Annotated in this window: 20 protein-coding genes and 1 riboswitch; of the genes, 13 read left to right on the top strand and 7 right to left on the bottom strand. The window is 68.5% G+C overall.

The features are described 5' to 3' along the window. Nucleotides 1–127: 127 nt before the first annotated feature. Complete coding sequence (locus tag LPH33_RS19570; protein ID WP_006552942.1) at nucleotides 128–706, top strand: TerD family protein; 579 nt, start codon at nucleotides 128–130, stop codon at nucleotides 704–706. 9 nt (nucleotides 707–715) lie between these two features. Here the strand turns inward: LPH33_RS19570 and LPH33_RS19565 are convergent, their stop codons facing one another. Next, entirely contained in the window at nucleotides 716–1,369 is a 654-nt protein-coding gene (locus tag LPH33_RS19565; RefSeq protein ID WP_024101848.1) for a hypothetical protein, read from the bottom strand. A gap of 252 nt (nucleotides 1,370–1,621) precedes the next feature. On the opposite strand from LPH33_RS19565, the gene LPH33_RS19560 reads away from it, so the two are divergent. The 3 genes from LPH33_RS19560 (at nucleotide 1,622) to LPH33_RS19550 (ending at nucleotide 6,093) form a co-directional block, all read left to right on the top strand. Continuing rightward, nucleotides 1,622–2,911: an adenylosuccinate synthase gene (locus tag LPH33_RS19560; RefSeq protein WP_229565539.1), complete on the top strand. Its 1,290-nt coding sequence runs from the start codon at nucleotides 1,622–1,624 to the stop codon at nucleotides 2,909–2,911. A gap of 128 nt (nucleotides 2,912–3,039) precedes the next feature. Beyond that, complete coding sequence (locus LPH33_RS19555) at nucleotides 3,040–4,578, top strand: alkaline phosphatase D family protein (RefSeq protein ID WP_229565538.1); 1,539 nt, start codon at nucleotides 3,040–3,042, stop codon at nucleotides 4,576–4,578. A gap of 33 nt (nucleotides 4,579–4,611) precedes the next feature. Continuing rightward, complete coding sequence (locus LPH33_RS19550; protein ID WP_229565536.1) at nucleotides 4,612–6,093, top strand: PLP-dependent aminotransferase family protein; 1,482 nt, start codon at nucleotides 4,612–4,614, stop codon at nucleotides 6,091–6,093. 9 nt (nucleotides 6,094–6,102) lie between these two features. Here the strand turns inward: LPH33_RS19550 and LPH33_RS19545 are convergent, their stop codons facing one another. From LPH33_RS19545 to LPH33_RS19535, 3 genes are all read right to left on the bottom strand, one after another. After that, the gene (locus tag LPH33_RS19545; protein WP_229565534.1) at nucleotides 6,103–7,050 is read right to left on the bottom strand and encodes an alpha/beta fold hydrolase; all 948 of its coding nucleotides are present in this window, start codon (nucleotides 7,048–7,050) and stop codon (nucleotides 6,103–6,105) included. A gap of 114 nt (nucleotides 7,051–7,164) precedes the next feature. After that, nucleotides 7,165–8,262 carry a CaiB/BaiF CoA transferase family protein gene (locus tag LPH33_RS19540; RefSeq protein ID WP_060650535.1) on the bottom strand — a complete coding sequence of 366 codons (1,098 nt, stop codon included), beginning with the start codon at nucleotides 8,260–8,262 and terminating at the stop codon, nucleotides 7,165–7,167. Nucleotides 8,263–8,353: 91 nt separating this feature from the next. Next, a complete protein-coding gene (locus LPH33_RS19535) occupies nucleotides 8,354–8,731 on the bottom strand; it encodes a nuclear transport factor 2 family protein (protein WP_229565532.1) in 378 nt (125 codons plus the stop codon). Nucleotides 8,732–8,823: 92 nt separating this feature from the next. Here LPH33_RS19535 and LPH33_RS19530 point away from each other — a divergent pair, with 92 nt between their 5' ends. Continuing rightward, on the top strand, nucleotides 8,824–9,204 hold the full coding sequence (locus tag LPH33_RS19530) for a VOC family protein (protein ID WP_060650850.1): 381 nt from the start codon (nucleotides 8,824–8,826) through the stop codon (nucleotides 9,202–9,204). Between the two features lie 7 nt (nucleotides 9,205–9,211). Here LPH33_RS19530 and LPH33_RS19525 read toward each other — a convergent pair whose 3' ends face one another. Next, nucleotides 9,212–9,640 carry a hypothetical protein gene (locus tag LPH33_RS19525; RefSeq protein ID WP_060650536.1) on the bottom strand — a complete coding sequence of 143 codons (429 nt, stop codon included), beginning with the start codon at nucleotides 9,638–9,640 and terminating at the stop codon, nucleotides 9,212–9,214. A 23-nt stretch (nucleotides 9,641–9,663) separates the two neighbouring features. Beyond that, complete coding sequence (locus tag LPH33_RS19520; protein ID WP_229565531.1) at nucleotides 9,664–12,441, bottom strand: vitamin B12-dependent ribonucleotide reductase; 2,778 nt, start codon at nucleotides 12,439–12,441, stop codon at nucleotides 9,664–9,666. Nucleotides 12,442–12,548: 107 nt separating this feature from the next. Between LPH33_RS19520 and LPH33_RS19515 the strand changes: the two genes are divergently transcribed. Then, nucleotides 12,549–13,031, top strand: a complete 483-nt coding sequence (locus LPH33_RS19515; RefSeq protein ID WP_229565529.1) for a DUF456 domain-containing protein — start codon at nucleotides 12,549–12,551, stop codon at nucleotides 13,029–13,031. A 90-nt stretch (nucleotides 13,032–13,121) separates the two neighbouring features. Here LPH33_RS19515 and LPH33_RS19510 read toward each other — a convergent pair whose 3' ends face one another. Continuing rightward, a complete protein-coding gene (locus tag LPH33_RS19510) occupies nucleotides 13,122–14,519 on the bottom strand; it encodes an FAD-dependent oxidoreductase (RefSeq protein WP_039585497.1) in 1,398 nt (465 codons plus the stop codon). Between the two features lie 292 nt (nucleotides 14,520–14,811). Here LPH33_RS19510 and LPH33_RS19505 point away from each other — a divergent pair, with 292 nt between their 5' ends. From LPH33_RS19505 to cobU, 7 genes are all read left to right on the top strand, one after another. After that, the gene (locus tag LPH33_RS19505) at nucleotides 14,812–15,258 is read left to right on the top strand and encodes a hypothetical protein (protein ID WP_229565528.1); all 447 of its coding nucleotides are present in this window, start codon (nucleotides 14,812–14,814) and stop codon (nucleotides 15,256–15,258) included. Between the two features lie 70 nt (nucleotides 15,259–15,328). Continuing rightward, entirely contained in the window at nucleotides 15,329–15,739 is a 411-nt protein-coding gene (locus LPH33_RS19500; RefSeq protein WP_024101845.1) for a rhodanese-like domain-containing protein, read from the top strand. After that, nucleotides 15,736–16,959: an O-succinylhomoserine sulfhydrylase gene (locus tag LPH33_RS19495; RefSeq protein WP_229565526.1), complete on the top strand. Its 1,224-nt coding sequence runs from the start codon at nucleotides 15,736–15,738 to the stop codon at nucleotides 16,957–16,959. The genes LPH33_RS19500 and LPH33_RS19495 overlap by 4 nt, the downstream gene beginning before the upstream one ends. A gap of 19 nt (nucleotides 16,960–16,978) precedes the next feature. Beyond that, nucleotides 16,979–17,112, top strand: a riboswitch (cobalamin riboswitch). A gap of 84 nt (nucleotides 17,113–17,196) precedes the next feature. After that, nucleotides 17,197–18,102, top strand: coding sequence for an ABC transporter substrate-binding protein (locus tag LPH33_RS19490; protein ID WP_229565524.1), 906 nt, complete (start codon nucleotides 17,197–17,199; stop codon nucleotides 18,100–18,102). A gap of 107 nt (nucleotides 18,103–18,209) precedes the next feature. Continuing rightward, entirely contained in the window at nucleotides 18,210–19,172 is a 963-nt protein-coding gene (locus LPH33_RS19485) for a FecCD family ABC transporter permease (protein ID WP_228045161.1), read from the top strand. Continuing rightward, entirely contained in the window at nucleotides 19,169–19,981 is an 813-nt protein-coding gene (locus tag LPH33_RS19480) for an ABC transporter ATP-binding protein (protein ID WP_006552925.1), read from the top strand. Before LPH33_RS19485 ends, LPH33_RS19480 begins: the two co-directional genes overlap by 4 nt. After that, nucleotides 19,981–21,327, top strand: coding sequence for a bifunctional adenosylcobinamide kinase/adenosylcobinamide-phosphate guanylyltransferase (cobU, locus tag LPH33_RS19475; protein ID WP_064256570.1), 1,347 nt, complete (start codon nucleotides 19,981–19,983; stop codon nucleotides 21,325–21,327). The genes LPH33_RS19480 and cobU overlap by 1 nt, the downstream gene beginning before the upstream one ends. Nucleotides 21,328–21,335 lie beyond the last annotated feature (8 nt).

Below are 21,335 nucleotides of genomic sequence, written 5' to 3'. Positions count from 1 at the left end.
TGTCCCCGGCCATCGTCCGGTGCCCTGCGACTACCCCCGCGGGACGGCCTTCACACGTCCCTGCCCGACTCGTCCGGTCTTCACTAGGGTGGCAGTAGGCAACGATCATCGAGCGAAAGGATTCGGTATGGGTGTGAGCTTGGCCAAGGGCGGCAACGTTTCGCTGTCGAAGGAGGCTCCGAACCTGACGGCGGTGACGGTGGGTCTCGGCTGGGACGTGCGCGCGACGACCGGCGCGGACTTCGATCTCGACGCCAGTGCACTGCTGACGAGCGAGAACGGCAAGGTCCTGTCCGACCAGCATTTCGTCTTCTACAACAACCTGCGTTCGCCGGACGGCTCCGTCGAGCACACCGGCGACAACCTCACCGGCGAGGGCGAGGGCGACGACGAGAGCGTGAACGTCGACCTCGTCGCCGTTCCCGCGGAGGTCAAGTCGATCGTCTTCCCGGTGTCGATCCACGACGCCGACGCGCGGGGCCAGTCGTTCGGTCAGGTGCGCAACGCGTTCATCCGCGTCGTCGACCGCGCCGACGGCCGGGAACTCGCCCGCTACGACCTCACCGAGGATGCGTCCACCGAGACCGCGATGGTCTTCGGTGAGCTGTACCGCCACGGTGGCGAGTGGAAGTTCCGCGCCATCGGCCAGGGCTACGCCTCCGGTCTGGCGGGCATCGCACGGGACTACGGCGTCAACGTCGGCTGAAAATGGGTCTCAGCGGACGAGCTTCCACTTCTTGTCGTGCCGGTAGAAGGTCGACCGCTTGAGAGCCCGGGGGTTCGCGACCCCGTCGCGGGTGACGACCGCGGCGGGGGAACCCAACTGCATGGCCCGGCCCGTCAGCCACTTGTAGCCGCCGAACCAGCGCGGCCGGTCGATCGCGGCCCGCAGACCGGGCATCGCGGGGGTGGGTTCGACGCGGATGCCGGGCACCGTGCCGGAGAACAGGCGGGTGTCGTCGACGTAGGCCTCCCCGACGAGAGCATCGCCGTTCTCGCCGCACAGCAGCGCACGGCCGACGAGGGCGATACCGGCGTCGTCGCGGATGAGCGGCAACGGCTTCGCGACCCCCTGCAGGGCGACGGTGGCGGCCTTCGACCCCGTCCGCAGCCCGTACGCCTCCGTGGCCGGGGTTCGTGTCTCCGGGACGTACGCGACCTCCAGGTCGAGACGTTCGGTGCGCATCAGCCGGGTGACGGTCGCGGCGAACGCGGCGTCGTTGCCTACGAGGATCAGACGAGGGTCCTCCACCGACTCGAGATGCGCGAAGACGTCCTCGAAGTCGTCCTTCTCGGGGAGGGCAGGCGCAGACAGTGCGGTCACGGGGGTCAGCGCCAACGGCAATGGCACGTCACCGCATCTGAGCACTACCGGGGTCAACGGGTCTCCTCGAGGGGTCGGGTTCGTCGGGCTCTCGGCTGCGTCCACTGTAATGGGAAGCCGGTGGGGGAGGGCGGCGGCGACCCGCCACCGCGCGCCGCAGCTCCGGCGCTTCTGCAGTCCCGTCATTCGCGCTCGTCGGAGGGTGGACTACACTGTGGTCCCGGCTGCTGCCCGGTTGGGCAGGACCCTGCAGGCGAGACCGCCCGCACGTAGACACCTGCCTGAGGAGAGCGCGACATGCCGGCAATCGTCCTGATCGGAGCCCAGTGGGGCGACGAGGGCAAGGGCAAAGCTACCGATCTACTCGGCGGACGTCTGCAGTGGGTCGTGCGCTACCAGGGCGGCAACAACGCCGGTCACACGGTCGTGCTGCCCAACGGCGACAAGTTCGCCCTGCACCTGATCCCGTCGGGCATCCTGACGCCCGGCGTCAACAACGTCATCGGCAACGGTGTCGTGGTGGATCCGGGTGTGCTGCTCACCGAGCTCGAAGGCCTCGAGAAGCGCGACGTCGACACGTCCCGTCTGCTGCTCTCGGCCGATGCGCACCTGATCATGCCGTACCACGTGGCCATCGACAAGGTCACCGAACGCTTCCTCGGCAAGAAGAAGATCGGCACCACCGGACGCGGTATCGGCCCGTGCTACCAGGACAAGATCGCCCGCGTGGGCGTGCGGGTCGCCGATGTGCTCGACGAGAAGATCCTCACCCAGAAGGTCGAGGCCGCACTGGAATTCAAGAACCAGGTGCTCGTCAAGATCTACAACCGCAAGGCGCTCGACCCGCAGCAGGTCGTCGACGAGGTGCTCACCCAGGCCGAGGGTTTCAAGCACCGCATCACCGACACGCGCCTCGAACTGAACAAGGCGCTCGAGCGCGGCGACACGATCCTCCTCGAGGGGTCGCAGGGCACGCTGCTCGACGTCGACCACGGCACCTATCCGTACGTGACGTCGTCCAACCCCACCGCCGGCGGCGCCGCTGTCGGTTCGGGTATCGGCCCGGCGAAGATCTCGACGGTGCTGGGCATCCTCAAGGCCTACACCACCCGCGTCGGTTCCGGTCCGTTCCCGACCGAGCTGTTCGACGACCACGGCGCCTACCTGGCCAAGCAGGGCGGAGAGGTCGGTGTCACCACCGGTCGCGCCCGCCGCACGGGATGGTTCGACGCCGTCATCGCCCGCTACGCGACCCGCGTCAACGGCATCACCGACTACTTCCTTACCAAGCTCGACGTGCTGTCGGGGCTCGACACCGTGCCGATCTGCGTCGGTTACGAGGTCGACGGTGTTCGTGTCGACGAGATGCCGATGACGCAAACCGACGTGCACCACGCCAAGCCGATCTACGAGGAGATGCCGGGCTGGTGGGAGGACATCACCCATGCCCGCACCTTCGAGGAGCTGCCGCAGAACGCACAGAACTACGTGCTGCGTCTCGAGGAGCTCTCCGGCGCCTACATCTCCTGCATCGGTGTCGGACCGGGCCGCGACGAGACGATCGTCCGGCGCGACGTCATCCGCTGACGGGGTAACTCCCGGCCCGCTCCGATTCGTCGTCGGACGGGCGCCGATCCCTCACTGCATGTTCACCGACGGTTCGCACGGACTGTGCACGCTCGTCCCGCACAGTCCGTCGGACCCCGGGGAGAACCATGTACGTGTCCCGTCGAACCTTGCTACGCACCGTCGCGCTCGGAGCCCTCGCGGCTCCGGCGGTGGCGTGCTCGTCGGGAAGTTCCGTTGCAACGCCGGGCCTGGTCCGTGAGCGGCCGATCCTCACCCACGGTGTGGCCGCCGGTGATGTGCGGGCCGACGGGGCGCTCGTGTGGGCGCGCTCGGATCGACCGGCGCGGCTCGTCGTGGAGACGGCGGCCACCGAATCCTTCACCGATCCCGTCCGGCACGTGGGTGGTCTGCTGACGCCCGAGACGGACGGAACCGGCCGACTGCGGCTGACGGGACTGCCGGCCGGTGAGCAGGTGCACTACCGTGTCGTCCTCGAAGGTGAGGACGGCGCCACGTCCGAGCCGGTGACGGGTCTGTTCCGCACCGCCCCGACCGCTCCCGGCGACATCAGGCTGCAGTGGTCCGGCGACACCGCCGGTCAGGGCTTCGGTATCAACCCCGACATCGGTGGGATGACGATCTTCGACACGATGGCCCGTCGCGACCCGCACCTGTTCGTGCATTCCGGCGACGTCGTGTACGCCGACAACCCGCTGAAGGAGACCGTCGAGCTGCCGGACGGCCGGATCTGGCGCAACGTCGTCACCGAGGCCAAGAGCGCCGTGGCGCAGACACTCGACGAGTACCGCGGACAGTACGCCTACAACCTCATGGACGAGAACTATCGGCGGTTCAACTCCTCCGTCGCGCAGATCGTGCAGTGGGACGACCACGAGACCGTCAACAACTGGTACGCGGGTGAGATCCTGGATCTCGAGCAGTACACCGAGAAGAGCGTGGACGTCCTGGCGGAGCGGGCTTTCCGTGCCTTCCACGAGTGGCTCCCGCTCGATCCGGCGGAGGCCGTCGACGGACGCATCCACCGGGTCGTGCGGTACGGACCGCTGCTCGACGTCTTCGTACTCGACATGCGGACCTACAAGGACGCCAACGGCACCAACGTCGGCGCGGCGGGGCAGGTGCTCGGCAGCGCGCAGACGCGGTGGCTCATCGACGAACTCACCCGTTCGACCGCCACCTGGAAGATCATCGCCGCCGACCTGCCGATCGGCCTGGTCGTACCCGACGGCGACACGGCCTTCGAAGGAATCGCGAACGGGGACAACGGCGCTCCCTCGGGCCGGGAATCGGAGATCGCGCAGGTCCTGTCGGCGGTCAAGGCGCGCAGGATCACCGGCACCGTGTGGTTGTCCGCAGACGTGCACTACACGGCCGCGCATCACTATTCGCCGGACCGCGCCTCGTTCACCGACTTCGACGAGTTCTGGGAGTTCGTCTCGGGACCGCTCAACGCCGGTGCTTTCGGACCCAACGAGTTGGACGGGACGTTCGGTCCCGAGGCCGTCTTCGTGCACGCGCCCCCGGCGGCGAACACCTCACCGATGGACGGATATCAGCACTTCGGGGAGGTGTTCGTCGACGGAGCGACAAAGCAGATGCGGGTCGAGTTGCTCGACTCGCGAGGGACGGTCCTGTTCCGTCAGGTGCTCGATCCACCGTCCTGATCCCGCCCGCGCGGTGCGGGGCATACTGGATCGGTGATCACTCGAGCGATCGGAGCCGGTTCGCTCGTCCGCGACCTCGGCAACTGGCAGGATTCCGGACAGTCGCATTCCCGTCGCTCCGCTCGCGCCGATCCCCGCCCTGCCTACCGGGCGCTCGCGGACAGCATCCGCCTGCTCGTGCACGACGGTCGCGTTCCGCTCGGGGTCGCCCTGCCCAGCGAGCGGGAACTCGCCGCCGCGCTGTCGGTGAGCCGCACCACCGTCGCATCCGCCTACGCGGCGCTGCGGGAAGAGGGTTATCTGCGCAGCCGCCAGGGCGCCCGCAGCACGGTCGCGGTGCCTGCTCGCCGGGACTCCGAGAACACCGGGTCCCGGATGCCGATCGGTCCGGCGATCGATCTGAGCAACGCCTCGCTGCCCGCGCCGGCAGCGGAGATCGAGGCGGCGTATGCGGCGGCGCTGCGGTCGATGTCGACCTATCTCGACTCGCACGGCATGGAACCGATCGGGGTGTCGGTGCTGCGCGAGGTCATCGCCCGTCGCTACTGCGAGCGTGGACTGCCCACCTCGCCCGACCAGATCATGGTCACCTCCGGGGCGCAGCACGCGATGCGCCTGCTGCTCGGTGTGCTCGACGACCCCGGCGACCGGGTGGTCGTCGACCACCCTACCTATCCCAATGCGCTCGAAGCGATTCGCCGCTACGGCGCGCGCCCGGTGCCGGTTCCGGTGCGCCCGGAGAACGGCCCGCACGGCGGCTGGGATCTCGACGGTGTCGCCAGTGCCGTCCGGCAGACCGCAGCTCGCACCGCCTTCCTCGTCCCCGACTTCCACAACCCCACGGGTCTGTGCCTCGACGAGGACGGCCGCGCCGAACTGGCCCGCATCATGCGCGACACGCGGACCACGCTCGTCGTCGACGAGTCGATGGTCGATCTGTGGCTCGACGCCCCGCCGCCGCCTCCCGTCGCAGCCATGCCTGCCGGCGCGTCGGTGGTGACGGTCGGCTCGACGGCGAAATCGCTGTGGGGTGGTCTGCGGGTGGGATGGATCCGCGCCGACCGCGACACGATCGTCCGGCTGGCCGGAGCGCGGACCGCAGTCGACCTGGGCACGCCCGTCATGGAACAGCTCGCGGCCGCGCATCTGCTCTCCGACGTCGACGAACTGCTCGAACGTCGCCGCGCCGCGTTGAGGGAACGACGTCGTGCGCTGTGCGACGCCTTGGACCGCCGGCTGCCCGACTGGGAGTACACGCCGGGTCAGGGCGGAATGTCGCTGTGGGCGCGGATGCCCGAGCCGGTGTCGACCTCGCTGGCTGCGGCCGCGCCGTCCCACGGTGTGCTGCTCTCCGCCGGTCCGCGCTTCGGTGTGCAGGGCGCGTTCGAACACTTCGTGCGCCTGCCGTACACGCAGGACGTCGAGGTCCTCGACGACGCCGTCGAGGCCATGGCCGCCGCCTACGACCAGGTCGCCTCCGGGCGCACACCCGATGAGGCGCGGCTCGTCGTCTGATTCTGTCCGTCAGGACATGTCGATCAGCTCGCGCAGCGCCGCCGACACCTCGCGGGGACGTTCGAGGGGGCCGCAGTGCCCGCTGTCGAAGGTGCGCAGTTCGAGCAGGTTCGGCAGGCGCTCGGCGATCCACTCCGATCGGCCCGGCGGTGAGATCCGGTCGTGGCTGCCCGCGATCACCACCGTGGGAGCGGTGATCGCGGAGGGGTCGACGGTGTCGATCATGTTCACCAGCAGCCGGCCGTAGCCGCCGCGACCGCGTGCCGAGGTGCGGCCGAGCATGCGGTCGACGTCCGCGGTGATCGTCGCGGCCGCTCCCGTCCCGACGGCGACGCGGGAGAGCAGATGCTTGCGCAGCGGCATCCGCTGGGGGAGCGGCATCCGTGCCAGGGGGACGACGGTCTGCGCGACGCGGCGCCGCACCTTCGTCAGGCTCTGCGGTCCGCGCAGGAACTGCACGTTGTCGAAGATCTCGCCCGGTGTGGTGTTGACCAGGCCCACGGCCGACACCCGTGCGTCGACATCGCGCGGATACCGTTCGGCCCAGGCCATCACGGCGATGCCACCCATGGAGTGCCCGGCGACCACGACGGGTCGGCCGTCGGGTGCGGCCGCGCCCAGCACGGCGTGGAGATCGTCGGCGAGGTGGTCCATCGTGTACGCCCTGGCAGGGGCGGCCTGGCTGCGTCCGTGACCGCGGTGATCGAAGGCGACCACCCGGTAGTCGTCGCTCCGATCACGAATCTGGTTGCGCCAGAAGCCGAGTTCGCACAGGATGCCGTGCGCCAGGACGATCGTCGGAGCGGCGGCGGGCCCGTAGGCCTCGGTGTGGATGCGGGTGCCGTCCTTGCTGCGGACGTCGAGCACCTCCGGGACGCGGCCCGGGACCGCGGTGCGCGCTCGTGCTCGTGCCGTGGCCGCCGATCGATGGATCGCGGCTCCCACCCCATCACTCATGACGGTGTTGATAGCACACCGATCCCGGCGCGATCGGTGGCTTTCCCGCGGATGGGACGGGCCCGGAACCGTATCGGTAGAACACCGTGACGATCCCGGGCCCGGGCCGGATGATCAGACCCAGAGGGTCTCGATGTCGGTGGCCTCGGCCGCCGGACCGGCCGGCTCGCCGGCGGGGGTGCGGGAGAAGCGCGGCGCCGGTGCGTGCTGCACGACCCCGTCGATCTCGATCAGTGACCCGCGGGCGACGAGATGCTCGTTCTTCTCGGCCTCCGCGAAGGTGAGGACCGGGGAGACGCAGGCATCGGTGCCGAGGAAGATCTCGGTCCACTCGTCGCGGGTCTTCGACAGGAACTTGTCGGTGAAGATCTTCTTCATCTCCGCCCAGCGGGAGGTGTCGAGCTGCTGCGGCAGGTCGGCCGGATCGAGCTCGAGGCCCTGCAGCAGCAGCGCGTAGAACTGCGGCTCGATGGAACCGACGGCCATGTACTTGCCGTCCTTGGTCTCGTACACGTCGTAGAACGGGGCACCGGTGTCGAGCAGGTTGACGCCGCGCTCGTCCGACCACACGCCGCGACCACGGAACGCCCACATCATGTGCGACAGCGCGAGGGCGCCGTCGACCATCGCCGCGTCGACGACCTGGCCCTTGCCGGAGGTCTGACGCTCGACGAGGGCGGACAGGATGCCGAAGACGAGGAACATCGAACCGCCACCGAAGTCGCCGACCATGTTCAGCGGCGGCACCGGACGCTCGCCCTGGCGGCCGATGGCGTGCAGGACGCCGGTGAGGGAGATGTAGTTGATGTCGTGGCCGGCGGCGTTGGCGAGCGGGCCCTCCTGGCCCCAGCCGGTCATGCGGCCGTAGACGATGCGCGGGTTGCGCTCGAGGACCGCGTCCGGTCCGAGGCCGAGTCGTTCGGTGACGCCGGGACGGAAGCCCTCGATGAGGACGTCGGCGCGCTCGAGCAGGGTCAGGACCTTCTCGATGTCGGCGGGATCCTTGAGGTTGGCCTCGACGATGCGACGGTTGCGCTGAATCGGATCGCGCTGTCCCTCCGGCGGGATCTCGCCGGGGCGCTGCACGATGACGACATCGGCGCCGAGATCGGCGAGCAGGGTCGCGGCGTGCGGGCCGGGACCGAGACCCTTGAACTCGACGACGCGGACACCCGCGAGCGGACCCTTCTTCTCAACAGCTTCAGCGGACACTCGACGAACCTCACTCCGATACGTAGGGACTGTCGCAACGGAGAGTACCTTAGCGAGCGTTCAGAATATGGTTCCGGTCACGCGGAGCGGATCACTCCTCGTACAGGTCCGCCTCGCTCACCCCGGTCGCCTCGAAAGCCTCCTCGAGATCGGTGTGCCGGACGACGGTGACCACCTGGTCGTCGACCACCCGGAAGGCGATCGCCTCCTCGCGAGGACCCGGATCGGACGCCCAGGTCGCCGTCTCCTCGACCACCACGACGCCCCGGTGGACGAACATGCGGCCCGGCTGCAGCGTGACGCCCGCCGTCGTCGCCCACTCGCGCAGCTCGTCGAGTCCTTGGTCGGGATCGTCGTCGGGGGTGGGCAGCACGATGTCGTCGCTCGACAACTGCACGAGGGTGTCGATGTCGTTGCTGTTCACGGCGTCGTGCCAGGCCAGGACCGTGGCGATCTCCGAGGTGCTCATGATCGAGAGCCTAGTCGCCCGAACGCGGAGGTGGGGGCGTGAATCCGCCGAATCCACTGTCGCGCTCGGGTGCTCCGGCGCACAGTGGACGTATGACGATCACCGGCCAACTCGTGAGCTTCATCCCGAGCACCGACCTCGACGTCTCGGAGATGTTCTACGTCGACACCCTGCGCTTCCGGAAGCTCTCCCGCGACCCCTTCGCACTCGTTCTCGACGGAGGTGACGGCGCGCCGATCCGGGTGACCCTCGTGCAGTCACGCGAGGAGACCGGCTACACCGTGCTGGGCTGGCGGGTATCCGATCTGGACGGCATCGTCGAACGACTGCGCGAGCACGGGGTGGAGTTCGTGCGCTACAACGGCATGGACCAGGACGACCACGATGCGTGGACCGCGCCCGACGGCATGCGGGTCGCGTGGTTCCGCGACCCGCACGGCAACGTCCTGTCATTGCTCGAACACCGCACCTGACGCGGCCTCAACTCCCGAAGGCACCCCACAGGAAGCCGGCGAACAGCACCGCGAAGCCGCCCATCTCACCGACGATCAGCGCGGCCATCGCCAGGCCCGTCCCACGCACAGGATGCGCGAACTGGTTCGTGGTGTCGCGCAGCGCGCCGTGCACGACATAGCTCGCGATCGCGCCGACGAAGAACACCACGATCACCGCGGCCGCGGCGAGGTTCACCGCGGTGGGCCACGCGCTGAGCTCGACGAACACCGCGACCAGCAGCGTCGCGAAGGAGTACATCAGCGCCGACCGGTGGGCGATGTCGACGTACGGGTGCGCGAGGTGGTCGTCGGACGTCGCCATCTGCCGGTACTTCCACACGCCGAGACCGAGCGCGAGGAGGAAGACCGCACCCGCGGCCGTCAGTGTCAGTGCGGTGTCGACTCCCAGGACCATCGCGTCAGTATGAACGCATCACCTCAGCTGCAGCCGCTGGTGTTCCCACAGGACGGGCACGCGTGGCACGACCCGGCCCGCTGCATCTTCACTCCGCACTGCATGCAGTACGGCGCGTCCGGATTCGACGGTGACGGAGCGGCGAGACCGCCCGGGGAGGACGTGCTCGCGCTGCTCGTGCCGCGCGGCGCGGTCGCCGGCGGATCGGGCTCGCGTACCGGCGGCGTGCTCGTGTACGGCGTGAGCATGGGGGTGTCGGGCACCGAGCGTTCGGCGACGGTGAGGATGCCCAGTTCGGCTCGCTCGTCGGGTTCGAGATAGTCGACAGCCAGGCGCCGGAAGATGTAGTCGAGGATCGACGTGGCGATCCGCAGATCCGGATCGTCGGTGATCCCGGCCGGCTCGAACCGCGTGCTCGTGAAGGCCCGGACGAAGGTGCGCAACGGAACCCCGTACTGCAGACCGTAACTGACCGACATGGAGAAGGCGTCCATGATGCCGGCGAGCGTCGAACCCTGCTTGGACACGCGCAGAAACATCTCGCCGGGACGCCCGTCGTCGTACTCGCCGATCGTCACGAATCCCTTGCAGTCGGCCACCCGGAACTCGAAGGTCCGCGAATTGCGGGTGCGTGGGAGGCGTTCGCGGCGAGGTGCGGTGGACGGGGCCACCGCTTCTGCGACGGCAGGACGCGACGACGTCGACAACGGTTGTCCCAGTTTGCAGTTGTCACGGTAGATCGCGAGCGCCTTCACGCCGAGGCGCCACGCGTCGACGTACATGTCGGCGATGTCGTCGACGGTCGCGGACTCGGGGAGGTTCACCGTCTTGGAGATCGCACCCGACAGGAAGGGCTGCACCGCGGCCATCATCGCGACGTGGCCGCGCGGTGAGATGACGTTGTCGCCCATGGACGTCGCGAAGACCGGTGCGTGCTCGTCGCGCACGTGCGGCGCACCGGCGAGATCGTGGTGCAGATCGAGGTGCGCCACGATGTCGGCGACCTCCGACGGGCCGTAACCCAGGCGCGACAGTGCGCGCGGCACACTGCGATTGACGATCGTGAGGCTGCCGCCGCCGACGAGCTTCTTGGTCTTCACCAACGCCAGATCCGGTTCGATCCCGGTGGTGTCGCAATCCATCGCGAGCCCGATCGTGCCGGTCGGTGCGAGCACACTGACCTGGCTGTTGCGCACGCCGTGGGCGGTGCCGTCGGCCACGGCGCGATCCCACGCCTGTCGCGCCGCATCGAGCACGTCGGTCGGTGCGAGATCGGCGTCGATGTCGTCGAGCGCACCGCGATGTTTGCCCAGCACGTCGAGCATCGGTGCGCGGTTCTCGTCGAACCCGTCGAACGGGCCGAGGCGCCGTGCCATGTCCGCCGACACGGCGTAGGCGTGGCCGGTCATCAGGGCGGTGATCGCCGCAGCCGTCGCGCGTCCGGCCTCGCTGTCGTAGGGCAGACCCGAAGCCATGAGCAGCGCACCGAGATTGGCGTAACCGAGCCCGAGCTGCCGGAACCGCCGCGACGTCTCGCCGATCCTCTCGGTGGGGTAGTCGGCGCGACCGACGAGGATCTCCTGCGCGGTGAGCATCACCGCCACGGCGTGACGGAAACCGTCGACGTCGAAGGTGCCGTCCTCGCGCAGGAAGGTGAGCAGATTCAGGCTCGCGAGGTTGCAGGCCGAATCGTCGAGATGCATGTACTCCGAGCAGGGATTCGATGCGTTGATCCGGCCGGTCGCCGAGGCGGTGTGCCAGGCATTGATCGTCGTGTCGTACTGGATGCCCGGGTCGGCGCACTCCCAGGTGGCGGCGGCGATGCGCTGCAACAACTCTCGCGCGCGGACCGTCCGGACCGTCTCCCCGGTCGTCACGGTACGCAGCGGCCACTCGGCGTCGGCCACCACCGCGTGCATGAACTCGTCGGTCACGCGCACCGAGTTGTTCGCGTTCTGGTACTGCACCGAATGGATGTCGGTGCCGTCGAGACCCATGTCGAAACCGGCCTCGGCGAGCACCCGCGCCTTGCGTTCCTCGATCGCCTTGCAGTCGACGAACTCCTCGATGTCGGGATGGTCGACGTCGAGGATCACCATCTTCGCGGCCCGCCGGGTCTTGCCGCCGGACTTGATGGTGCCGGCCGAGGCGTCGGCGCCGCGCATGAAGCTGACCGGGCCCGACGCGCTTCCGCCACCGGTGAGCGGTTCGGCCGACGAGCGGATCCGGGAGAGGTTCACCCCGGCGCCCGACCCGCCCTTGAAGATCACTGCTTCCTGCCGGTACCACTCGAGGATCGAGTCGATGCTGTCGTCGACCGACAGGATGAAACACGCGCTGGCCTGCTGCGGAGTGTTCGGCACCCCGATGTTGAACCAGACGGGACTGTTGAACGAGGCCCGCTGGTGGATCAGCAGATAGGTCAGCTCGGCGGCGAACGCCTCCGGATCGTCGAGATGGCCGTCGGTGTGCCCCCACGCCGTGATCGTGTCGACGATGCGCGCGATCACGTCGCGCAACGAGTGCTCACGATCGGGATGCCCGAGCTGCCCGCGGAAGTACTTCTGCGTGACGATGTCGGTGGCGTTCTGCGACCAGAAGGCAGGAAACTCCACATCGGTCTGCTCGAAGACGACACGGCCGGTGCCGTGGTGGACGATCCGCGCGTCGCGTCGCTGCCACTCCACCGTCTCGGCGGGATCGACACCGGACGTCGTGAAGTACCGGACGTCGCCGCGTACCGCGGCGGATGCGGCGTCCGATGCACTCTTCGGGCTGCTGTGAGGCCTGGTACTGCTCATCGCGTCCTCCCGGGGGCGTGGACCGGTGGCACATATAGTCCCACCATGCTGCCACCGCGTCCCGGTACTCCGCTGTCTTCCGCCCGCGCGACCCGCTCGGTGGCGCCGTGAGTGCCGGCGGCGAACTGCTCGTCGGGCTGGCGATCCTCGTCGGCCTGCTCGGGATCGTGCTGCCGGTCCTGCCCGGCGTCCTGCTGATCTTCGGCGCGATCGCCGTGTGGGCGTTCCTCACGGGAGGCACCACCGCATGGATCGTGCTGGGCGTCGCGACGGTGGCGCTGCTGGTCACCGGCATCGTGAAGTACACCTGGCCCGGAAAGCGACTGCAGCAGGCCGGGGTGCCGAACCGCTCGTTGATCCTCGCCGGCCTGCTCGGCATCGTCGGATTCTTCGTCGTCCCGGTCGTGGGGCTGTTCCTGGGCTTCCTGCTCGGCATGTACCTCTCGGAGGTGCAGCGGCATCGCACCCACCGCGACGCGTGGGTCTCGACGGTCGCGGCGACCAAGGCGGTCGCGTTGTCGATCCTCGTCGAACTGTTCGGCGGACTCGTCGCGGCGTCGGTGTGGCTGGGCGCCGTCCTGTTCGCCTGAGCGCACCCGGAAAGCCGAGCAGACCCGAAAGCGAGGAGGGACCCATCCGTGTGGATGGATCCCTCCTCGTTCGTACAGGTCAGACGCGAATCAGGCCTTGTGCGGCTCGCTCGCGCGGAACATGTCCTCGCGCTCGACGACCTTCACGCGCTCGCGGCCCTCGGCCTCACCGAGGCTGCGCTCGTGCGCGTCGAGGCGGTACCAGCCCTGCCAGGTGGTGTACGGCAGCTGCTTGTCCTCGAGGAACTTCACGATCGCGTCCTCGGACGGATCCTCGGGGGTGTTCAGACGGCCGGCGGCCCGGTCCTCGAGCAGGTTCGCGACGGTCTCGTTCGCATCGCCCTTGGTGTGGCCGATCAGGCCGACGGGACCGCGCTTGATCCAGCCGGTGACGTAGGTGTACGGCATGAACCGGTCGGGACCCTCGGCGCTTTCGTCGGCGAGCACCCGTCCGGCCTCGTTCGGCACGGTGCCGGCCTGCTCGTCGAAGGGCAGCTTGGCGATGTTCTGCGAGAGGTAGCCGACCGCGCGGTAGACGGCCTGGACCTCCCAGTCGTTGAACTTGCCGGTGCCGCGCACGTTGCCGGTGCCGTCGAGCTCGGTGCGCTCGGTGCGCAGACCGACGACCTTGCCGTCCTCGCCGAGGATCTCGTGCGGGGACTCGAAGAAGTGCAGGAACAGCTTGTGCGGACGGTTGCCCACATCGCGGATCGCCCAGTCCTGCAGGGTGTTGGCGACCATGTCGACCTGCTTGGAGTTGCGCCGTGCCTGCTCGGAGCCCTCGTCGTAGTCGATGTCCTCGGGGTCGACGATGACCTCGATGGTCGGGGAGTGGTCGAGTTCGCGCAGCTCGAGCGGCGTGAACTTGGCCTGCGCCGGACCGCGGCGACCGAAGACGTGCACCTCGACGGCCTTGTTGTTCTTCAGACCCTCGTAGACGTTCGGCGGGATCTCCGTCGGCAGCAGCTCGTCGCCGGTCTTGGCGAGCACGCGGGCGACGTCGAGCGCGACGTTGCCGACACCGAGGACGGCGACCTTCTCCGCCTCGAGCGGCCAGGTGCGCGGCACGTCGGGGTGACCGTCGTACCAGGACACGAAGTCGGCGGCGCCGTAGCTGCCGTCGAGGTCGATGCCGGGGATGTTCAGCGCGCGGTCCGCGTTCGCGCCGGTGGAGAAGATCACCGCATCGTAGAAACGCTGCAGGTCGTCGAGGTTGAAGTCGCTGCCGTAGTCGAGATTGCCCAGCAGACGGATCTGCGGCTTGTCGAGCACCTTGTGCAGGGCGGTGATGATGCCCTTGATGCGCGGGTGGTCGGGTGCGACACCGTAGCGGATCAGACCGAACGGCGCCGGCATGCGCTCGAACAGGTCGATGCTGACCCCGGGATCCTGCGCAGTGTCGGACTTCATGAGTGCGTCGGCGGCGTAGATACCGGCAGGGCCGGCACCCACGATCGCGACGCGAAGGGGACGAGTCTGATCGGTCATCAGGGGATCAACTACCTCTTCGGTGTGCGGACGGACATATCCAGCTTAAATTAAGGCTGCCCTCAGTGGGCTCGGCGCAGGTCGCGCGGGGATGACGGCGAAGGAGGATGAATCGAGCCGTCGAGCGAATCGCTTCAGCGACAACACATGTGGGCACCCATACGACACAGGTCGACGGCGAGGCGTCGAACGAGCTGCGTGGTGGCCATGCGACAATTCCTACCTCGAGAGGGTTTTTAGGGCAAATGCGGTCGTGACGGGCTGCGACCTCGCGCCCACTAGGATCGGGCGCATGGCCAAGCGCGGAGCCCCCGAACCCGAACCCGATCCCGGCCCGGATCCCGACGGTCCCACCAGTAGCAGCACAGGGCCTTTCCTCGGAGCCCTCGCGGTCCTGGTGGTGCTCGTCCTCGTCGTCTTCGGCGCACAGCTCTTCTCCCCGGCGGGCGACGACCTCACCGAGGACGAGATGGTGCGCCGCGCCGTCACCGACTACGTCTCCGCGCACAACGAGAACGACGGACCGATCCTCGACCGGCTGCGGTGCGGCGATCTGCCCGCCGAGGAAGCACCGCTCGCGGACGTCGAGGGACGCGTGGAGCTGCAGGCCACGCAGAACATCGCCGTGGACGGCGATCGGGCCACCGTCGACGTCCGGACCGGCCTCGACGGGGAGGCGCAGACCGAGACGTGGCAGGTCGTCCGCATCGACGACGTGTGGCGGATCTGCCGGTTCTGACGTGTCGCCGTGCGTATACGAAGCGGTGCCCGCGTGTACGTCACAGTCCGACCTGTGAAAATATGTCCCGGTGAGCTACGCAGGTGATATAACGCCGCAGCAGGCATGGGACCTGCTGCAAGGTGATCCGGATGCCGTGCTCGTCGATGTGCGTACCGAAGCCGAGTGGAAATACGTCGGGGTCCCCGAGACCTCGTCGCTCGGTCGCCGGACCGTGTTCGTCGAGTGGGTTCGTTACCCCGACGGCGCCCCCAACCCGAACTTCGTCGAGGATCTGAGGGCAGCGGGTATCGGCGGCGGACCGGTGATCTTCCTGTGTCGCTCGGGGCAGCGCTCCATCGGAGCGGCCACGGCCGCCACCGCTGCGGGCCTGACCCCCGCCTACAACGTTCTCGAAGGATTCGAAGGCGCTCTCGACGGCGAAAGCCATCGCGGTGCCGAGGGCTGGCGGGCTGCAGGCCTGCCGTGGAGGCAGTCGTGAGTTCCATCCCCCAGGGCGGCGCGTTCGACAAGGCGCTGCCCGCCACCGTTCGCCCCGCCACGCTCGGCGTGCGCGGCGGCACCCTCCGATCCGGTTTCGAGGAGACCTCCGAGGCCCTTTACCTCAACTCCGGGTTCGTCTACGAGTCGGCCGAGGCCGCCGAGGCCGCTTTCACCGGCGACGTCGACCATTTCGTCTACTCCCGCTACGGCAACCCCACGGTGAAGATGTTCGAGGAGCGCCTGCGCCTGCTCGACGGTGCCGAGGGGGCGTACGCCACCGCGTCCGGCATGTCCGCGGTGTTCACCGCGCTCGCCGCGTTGCTCGGCAAGGGCGACCGCCTCGTCGCGGCACGCAGCCTCTTCGGTTCGTGCTTCGTCGTGTGCAACGAGATTCTGCCCCGCTGGGGCGTGGAGACGGTGTTCGTCGACGGCGAGGATCTCGACCAGTGGGAGAAGGCACTGTCGGTGCCCACCACCGCGGTCTTCTTCGAGACCCCCTCGAACCCCATGCAGACCCTCGTCGACGTGCGTCGCGTCTCCGAGATTGCGCATGCGGCGGGCGCGAAGGTGGTGCTGGACAACGTCTTCGCCACCCCGCTGCTGCAGCGCAGCCTCGATCTCGGTGCCGACATCGTCGTCTACTCCGGCACCAAACACATCGACGGTCAGGGCCGCGTGCTCGGCGGAGCGATCCTCGGACCCGCCGACTACATCGACGGGCCGGTGCAGAAGCTCATCCGCCACACCGGGCCGTCGCTGAGCCCGTTCAATGCGTGGACGCTGCTCAAGGGTCTCGAGACCATGCCGGTGCGGTTGCGCGCCTCGGTCGATTCGGCGCTGCGCATCGCGCAGTTCCTCGAATCGCAGGATGCGGTGCGCTGGGTCAAGTACCCGTACCTCGAATCACACCCGCAGTACGAACTCGCGAAGTCGCAGATGAGCGGCGGTGGCACGATCATCACGTTCGAGCTCGACGCCCCCGAGGGCGAGGGCAAGAAGCGCGCCTTCGAGCTGCTGAACAAGCTGCGCATCGTCGACATCTCGAACAATCTCGGCGATTCCAAGTCGCTCATCACCCACCCGGCGACCACCACCCACCGGGCGATGGGACCGGAGGGCCGGGCCGCGATCGGTCTGTCCGACGGTGTGGTGCGGCTGTCCGTGGGCCTCGAGGATCCCGAGGATCTGCTCGAGGATCTCCAGCAGGCGCTGTCCTGACCTGGGACGCCGTGAGCTACGCTGCGGGTGTCCTGCCGATCCGGTAGGGCACCCGCAGCGTTTTCGGTGAAGCCGGTGAGAATCCGGCGCTGTCCCGCAACTGTGAGCCCGATTTCCGGGTGAGCCAGGTCAGCCGGCGCGGAGGGTCCGTACGTACTGGTCCTCGGAGGAAGGACGGTGACGTGCCGCAACCGCCCCGTTGCAGCCGTGCTGTTTTCGTCCTCCGCACCACGGAGGATGGCTGTGCTACTCGACAACTCCCGACGGCTGCTCGCCGCCGGACTGACCGCTTTCGCGCTCCTCGCCGCAGGATGTTCGGGCAGCGACGATTCGTCACCGGCCGGTGACACCGACACCGCTTCCGCCGACGCTCCGCAGGCCATCGTCTCCCTGAGCCCCACCAGCACCGAGATGCTCTACGCCATCGGTGCCGGCGACCAGGTGGTCGCGGTCGACGACCGATCCGATCATCCGGCCGACGCGCCTGTCACCGATCTGTCGGGATACACCCCGAACGTCGAGGCGATCCTCGGTTACGAACCCGACCTCGTCGTCGCCAACGCCGACACCGCTGATCTCGTCGCCGGGCTCGAGCAGGCCGGTGTCGAGACGCTGATCCTTCCCGCGGCCGAGAACCTGGACGACACCTACGCCCAGATCGAGCAGCTGGGAGCCGTCACCGGACACGTCGGCGACGCCGCCGAGCTCGTGGCGCAGATGAAGACGGACATCGACGAGATCCTCGCCGGGCTCCCCGAACGGGAGACCCCGCTGACCTACTACCACGAGCTCGACAACACCTTCTACACCGTCACCGACGACACCTACATCGGCGAGATCTACTCGATGCTGGGTCTGACCTCGATCGCGACCGGCGGCAACGGCTACCCGCAGCTGTCCGCCGAGTACGTCCTCGAACAGAACCCCGACGTGATCTTCCTGGCCGACGGCCAGTGCTGCGGCGTCACGCCCGAGGTCGTCGCGGAACGTGCCGGATGGGGCGAGCTCACCGCCGTCCGGGACGGCCGGGTCTACGTCCTCGACGAGGACATCGCCAGTCGCTGGGGGCCGCGCGTCGTGGACCTGATGCGTGAGGTCGCCCGGATCGTCGGCACCATCCCCGCGGCCCAGCCCACGCCTTGATCTCCCTGTCGCGAGGCAACACCCGCGCACTGCCACCCGGTGGTGCGCGGGTACTGCCACGCAACGTGCTCGTGCTGACCGGCGCGGTGCTCGCGCTGTTCGCTGCGATGCTGGTCGGGATCCTCGTCGGACCCGCCGGTCTCACCCCGGGCGGGGTGCTCCTCGACATCGCCGACCGCTTGCCGCTCGTCGACGTCGACTCCGGGTTGAGCACGCGTCAGCAGGCGATCCTGTGGAACATCCGGATGCCGCGCGTCGTGCTCGGGGTGCTGGTCGGCGCGATGCTGGCCATCGCCGGTGCGGCCTACCAGGGAGTCTTCCGCAATCCGCTCGCCGATCCCTATCTGCTCGGGGTCTCCAGCGGCGCCGGTCTCGGTGCCACCCTCGCCATCGTCGTGGGCGGCGCGGCCGGGTTCGCCGGTGTCCCGATCGCGGCCTTCGCCGGGGGTCTGCTCGCCGTCGGCGCGACGTATTCGCTCGGCCGCACCGTCGGCGGCAGCCGCTCGGAAGTCGTCATCATCCTCGCCGGTGTCGCCGTCGCGGCCTTCGCCAACGCGATCCAGACGTTCTTCATGCAGCTGCACGACGACACCCTGCGGCAGGTGTACTCGTGGATGCTCGGCCGCCTGTCCACCGACGGTTGGTCCGACGTCGTCGTGGTCCTGCCGTACGTCGTGGTCACCGTCGCGATCATCGCGCTGCATCGGCGCACACTCGATGTCATGGCGGTCGGCGACGTCGAAGCCGCGAGCCTCGGGATCAACCCGGCGCGCGTGCGGCTGCTGCTCGTCTGCGTCGCGACCCTCGGAACCGCGGCCGTCGTCTCGGCGAGCGGTCTCATCGGGTTCGTCGGCATCGTCGTCCCCCACGCGGTCCGGCTGCTCGCCGGACCCGGCCACCGTCTCCTGCTGCCGCTGTCGCTGCTGGTGGGTGCGTCCTTCCTCGTCCTCGCGGACGTCCTGGCCCGCACCGTCATGTCGCCCGCCGAACTGCCGATCGGTGTCGTCACCGCGGCGATCGGGGCGCCCTTCTTCCTCGTCGTGCTCAGACGGAGCCGAGGTGTCCGATGAAGAGCGATGTTCTCACCACCCCGACCATGACGGTGTCGTGCCGGCAGCTCAGCGCCGAACGCGGTGGCGTCGAGGTGCTGCACGGGATCGACCTGAACGTCACCGCCGGCTCCTGGCTATCGCTGGTCGGGCCCAACGGGTCGGGCAAGACCACCCTGCTGCACGTCCTCGCCGGTCTCGTGCCGGCCACCGGTCACCTACAGGTCGCCGACATCGTGCCGGGGCGCGCCGGACGTCGGGACATGGCACGCGCGGTCGCGCTGATGCCGCAACGCCCCGTGGTGCCGGAAGGTGTCACCGTCAGGGAACTGATCCATCTCGGCCGCACCCCGCACATCCCGCGCTTCGGATCCGAGACCGCGCACGACCGCGAGGTGGTGGACCGGATCGTAGAACGGCTCGAGCTCGAAGCGTTCGCACCGCGACTCGCGACCGAACTGTCCGGCGGTGAGCTGCAACGCGTCGTGCTCGCACGCGCTCTCGCCCAGCAACCGCGGGTGCTGCTCCTCGACGAACCCACCAGCGCACTCGACATCGGACACCAGCAGCAGGTACTCGAACTCGTCGATTCGATGCGCACCGAAGGCGACCTCACCGTCATCGCCGCGATGCACGACCTGACCTCCGCCGCCCAATACGGGGAACGGCTCGTACTGCTCGATCGCGGGCACGTCGTCGCCGACGGAGCGCCCGACGACGTCCTCACCGCCGAACGCATCGCGCAGGTCTACGGCGCCCGCGTCGAGATCCTCGACCGCCCGGCGGGTCGCGCCGTCCTCCCGCTCCGCGACAGCACGAAGGACCGCTGATGGAGGTCGTGCTCCTGGGAACCGGCGCGGCGGACGGGTGGCCGAACCCGTTCTGCACGTGTGCATCCTGCGCGGATGCCGCCCGTCGCGGCGAGATCCGCGGGCAGACCGCGGCACTCGTCGACGATGTGCTGATGCTCGACTGCGGTCCGGAGGCGCCCCGCGCGGCCGTGCGGCACGGCAGGTCGCTGGCGCAGGTGCGGCATATCCTCCTGACCCACGCCCATGCAGACCATCTGGGCCCGCAGGCATTGTTGTTCCGGTCGTGGGTGGCCGCCGGCGTCGAACTCGATGTGATAGGTCCCGCCGACGCGCTCGACACCTGTAGACCCTGGGTGGCTCCCGACGCGCCGGTGCGTTTCGTGCCGGTCGAGCCGGGGGACTCGCTCACCGTCGGCGACTACTCGGTGCGCGTTCTTCCCGCACGGCACAAGGTCTTCCGCGACGGCGACGCGGTGCTGTACGACCTGTCGGGTCCCGGCGGGTCGCGGTTGCTGTGGGCGTGCGACACCGGGATGTGGCTCGCCGAGTGGTTCGAGGCCGTGCGCGACGCCCGGTTCGACGCGGTATTCCTCGAGGAAACCTTCGGCGACCGTTCCGAATTGTCCGAGGGTCACCTCGGCCTGCCCGAGTTCGGCGCGATGGTGGATGGTCTGCGCGGTGTCGGTGCCGTCACCGAGAACACCGAGGTGGTCGCAGTGCATCTGGGTCACCACAATCCGCCCATCGACGAACTGCGGAATCGTCTGCAGCAGGTGGATGCTCGTCCCGGTCGTGATGGTGAGGTGGTCCACGTGGGTGAAGGGACTCCGGTCGTGCCGCATCGGACGCTGGTTCTCGGGGGAGTGCGGTCGGGCAAGTCGCGGCACGCCGAGGAACTACTCGCGTCCTGCCCGTCCGTCACCTACGTCGCCACCGGCGGGACACGAGAGGGTGACGCGGAGTGGGCGGAACGTGTTGCACTGCACCGGGAAAGACGTCCCGGTTCATGGTCGACGGTGGAGACGGTCGATGTCGCCGAGGTGCTGTGCACCGCTACGGAACCGCTGCTGATCGATTGTCTCGGAACGTGGTTGACGGCACGGCTCGATATCCACGGTGTCTGGGATGGTGGCGACCTCGACCCTGTCCACTCCGATGTGGACGAGTTGATCGCGGCGTGGCGGAAATGTGCGGTGCCGGTGGTCGCCGTGAGCAACGAGGTCGGTAGCGGAGTGGTGCCCGCGACCTCTTCGGGCCGATTGTTCCGCGACATGCTGGGCCGGCTCAATGCGCGGGTCGCGGAGGCCAGTGAAGCAGCGACTCTCGTGGTGGCAGGAATTCCTGTTTCGTTGAAGCGGAATTGATTTCGAAG

The sequence above is a fragment of the Rhodococcus sp. RDE2 genome, assembly GCF_020885655.1.
In the GTDB taxonomy this organism is placed as follows: domain Bacteria; phylum Actinomycetota; class Actinomycetes; order Mycobacteriales; family Mycobacteriaceae; genus Rhodococcus; species Rhodococcus pyridinivorans.
The sequence above is the reverse complement of the archived record's forward strand: the minus strand, read 5'-3'. Positions and strand labels throughout refer to the sequence as shown.

Excerpts from the sequence above, each read along its gene's own strand:
- LPH33_RS19570 (WP_006552942.1), top strand. The coding sequence starts at position 128 with ATGGGTGTGAGCTTGGCCAAGGGCGGCAACGTTTCGCTGTCGAAGGAG.
- LPH33_RS19490 (WP_229565524.1), top strand. The coding sequence starts at position 17,197 with ATGGCTGTGCTACTCGACAACTCCCGACGGCTGCTCGCCGCCGGACTG.
- LPH33_RS19510 (WP_039585497.1), bottom strand. The coding sequence starts at position 14,519 with ATGACCGATCAGACTCGTCCCCTTCGCGTCGCGATCGTGGGTGCCGGC.
- LPH33_RS19505 (WP_229565528.1), top strand. The coding sequence starts at position 14,812 with ATGGCCAAGCGCGGAGCCCCCGAACCCGAACCCGATCCCGGCCCGGAT.
- LPH33_RS19535 (WP_229565532.1), bottom strand. The coding sequence starts at position 8,731 with ATGAGCACCTCGGAGATCGCCACGGTCCTGGCCTGGCACGACGCCGTG.
- LPH33_RS19525 (WP_060650536.1), bottom strand. The coding sequence starts at position 9,640 with ATGGTCCTGGGAGTCGACACCGCACTGACACTGACGGCCGCGGGTGCG.
- cobU (WP_064256570.1), top strand. The coding sequence starts at position 19,981 with ATGGAGGTCGTGCTCCTGGGAACCGGCGCGGCGGACGGGTGGCCGAAC.
- LPH33_RS19520 (WP_229565531.1), bottom strand. The coding sequence starts at position 12,441 with ATGAGCAGTACCAGGCCTCACAGCAGCCCGAAGAGTGCATCGGACGCC.
- LPH33_RS19545 (WP_229565534.1), bottom strand. The coding sequence starts at position 7,050 with ATGAGTGATGGGGTGGGAGCCGCGATCCATCGATCGGCGGCCACGGCA.
- LPH33_RS19555 (WP_229565538.1), top strand. The coding sequence starts at position 3,040 with ATGTACGTGTCCCGTCGAACCTTGCTACGCACCGTCGCGCTCGGAGCC.
- LPH33_RS19560 (WP_229565539.1), top strand. The coding sequence starts at position 1,622 with ATGCCGGCAATCGTCCTGATCGGAGCCCAGTGGGGCGACGAGGGCAAG.
- LPH33_RS19485 (WP_228045161.1), top strand. The coding sequence starts at position 18,210 with ATGCTGGTCGGGATCCTCGTCGGACCCGCCGGTCTCACCCCGGGCGGG.
- LPH33_RS19530 (WP_060650850.1), top strand. The coding sequence starts at position 8,824 with ATGACGATCACCGGCCAACTCGTGAGCTTCATCCCGAGCACCGACCTC.
- LPH33_RS19480 (WP_006552925.1), top strand. The coding sequence starts at position 19,169 with ATGAAGAGCGATGTTCTCACCACCCCGACCATGACGGTGTCGTGCCGG.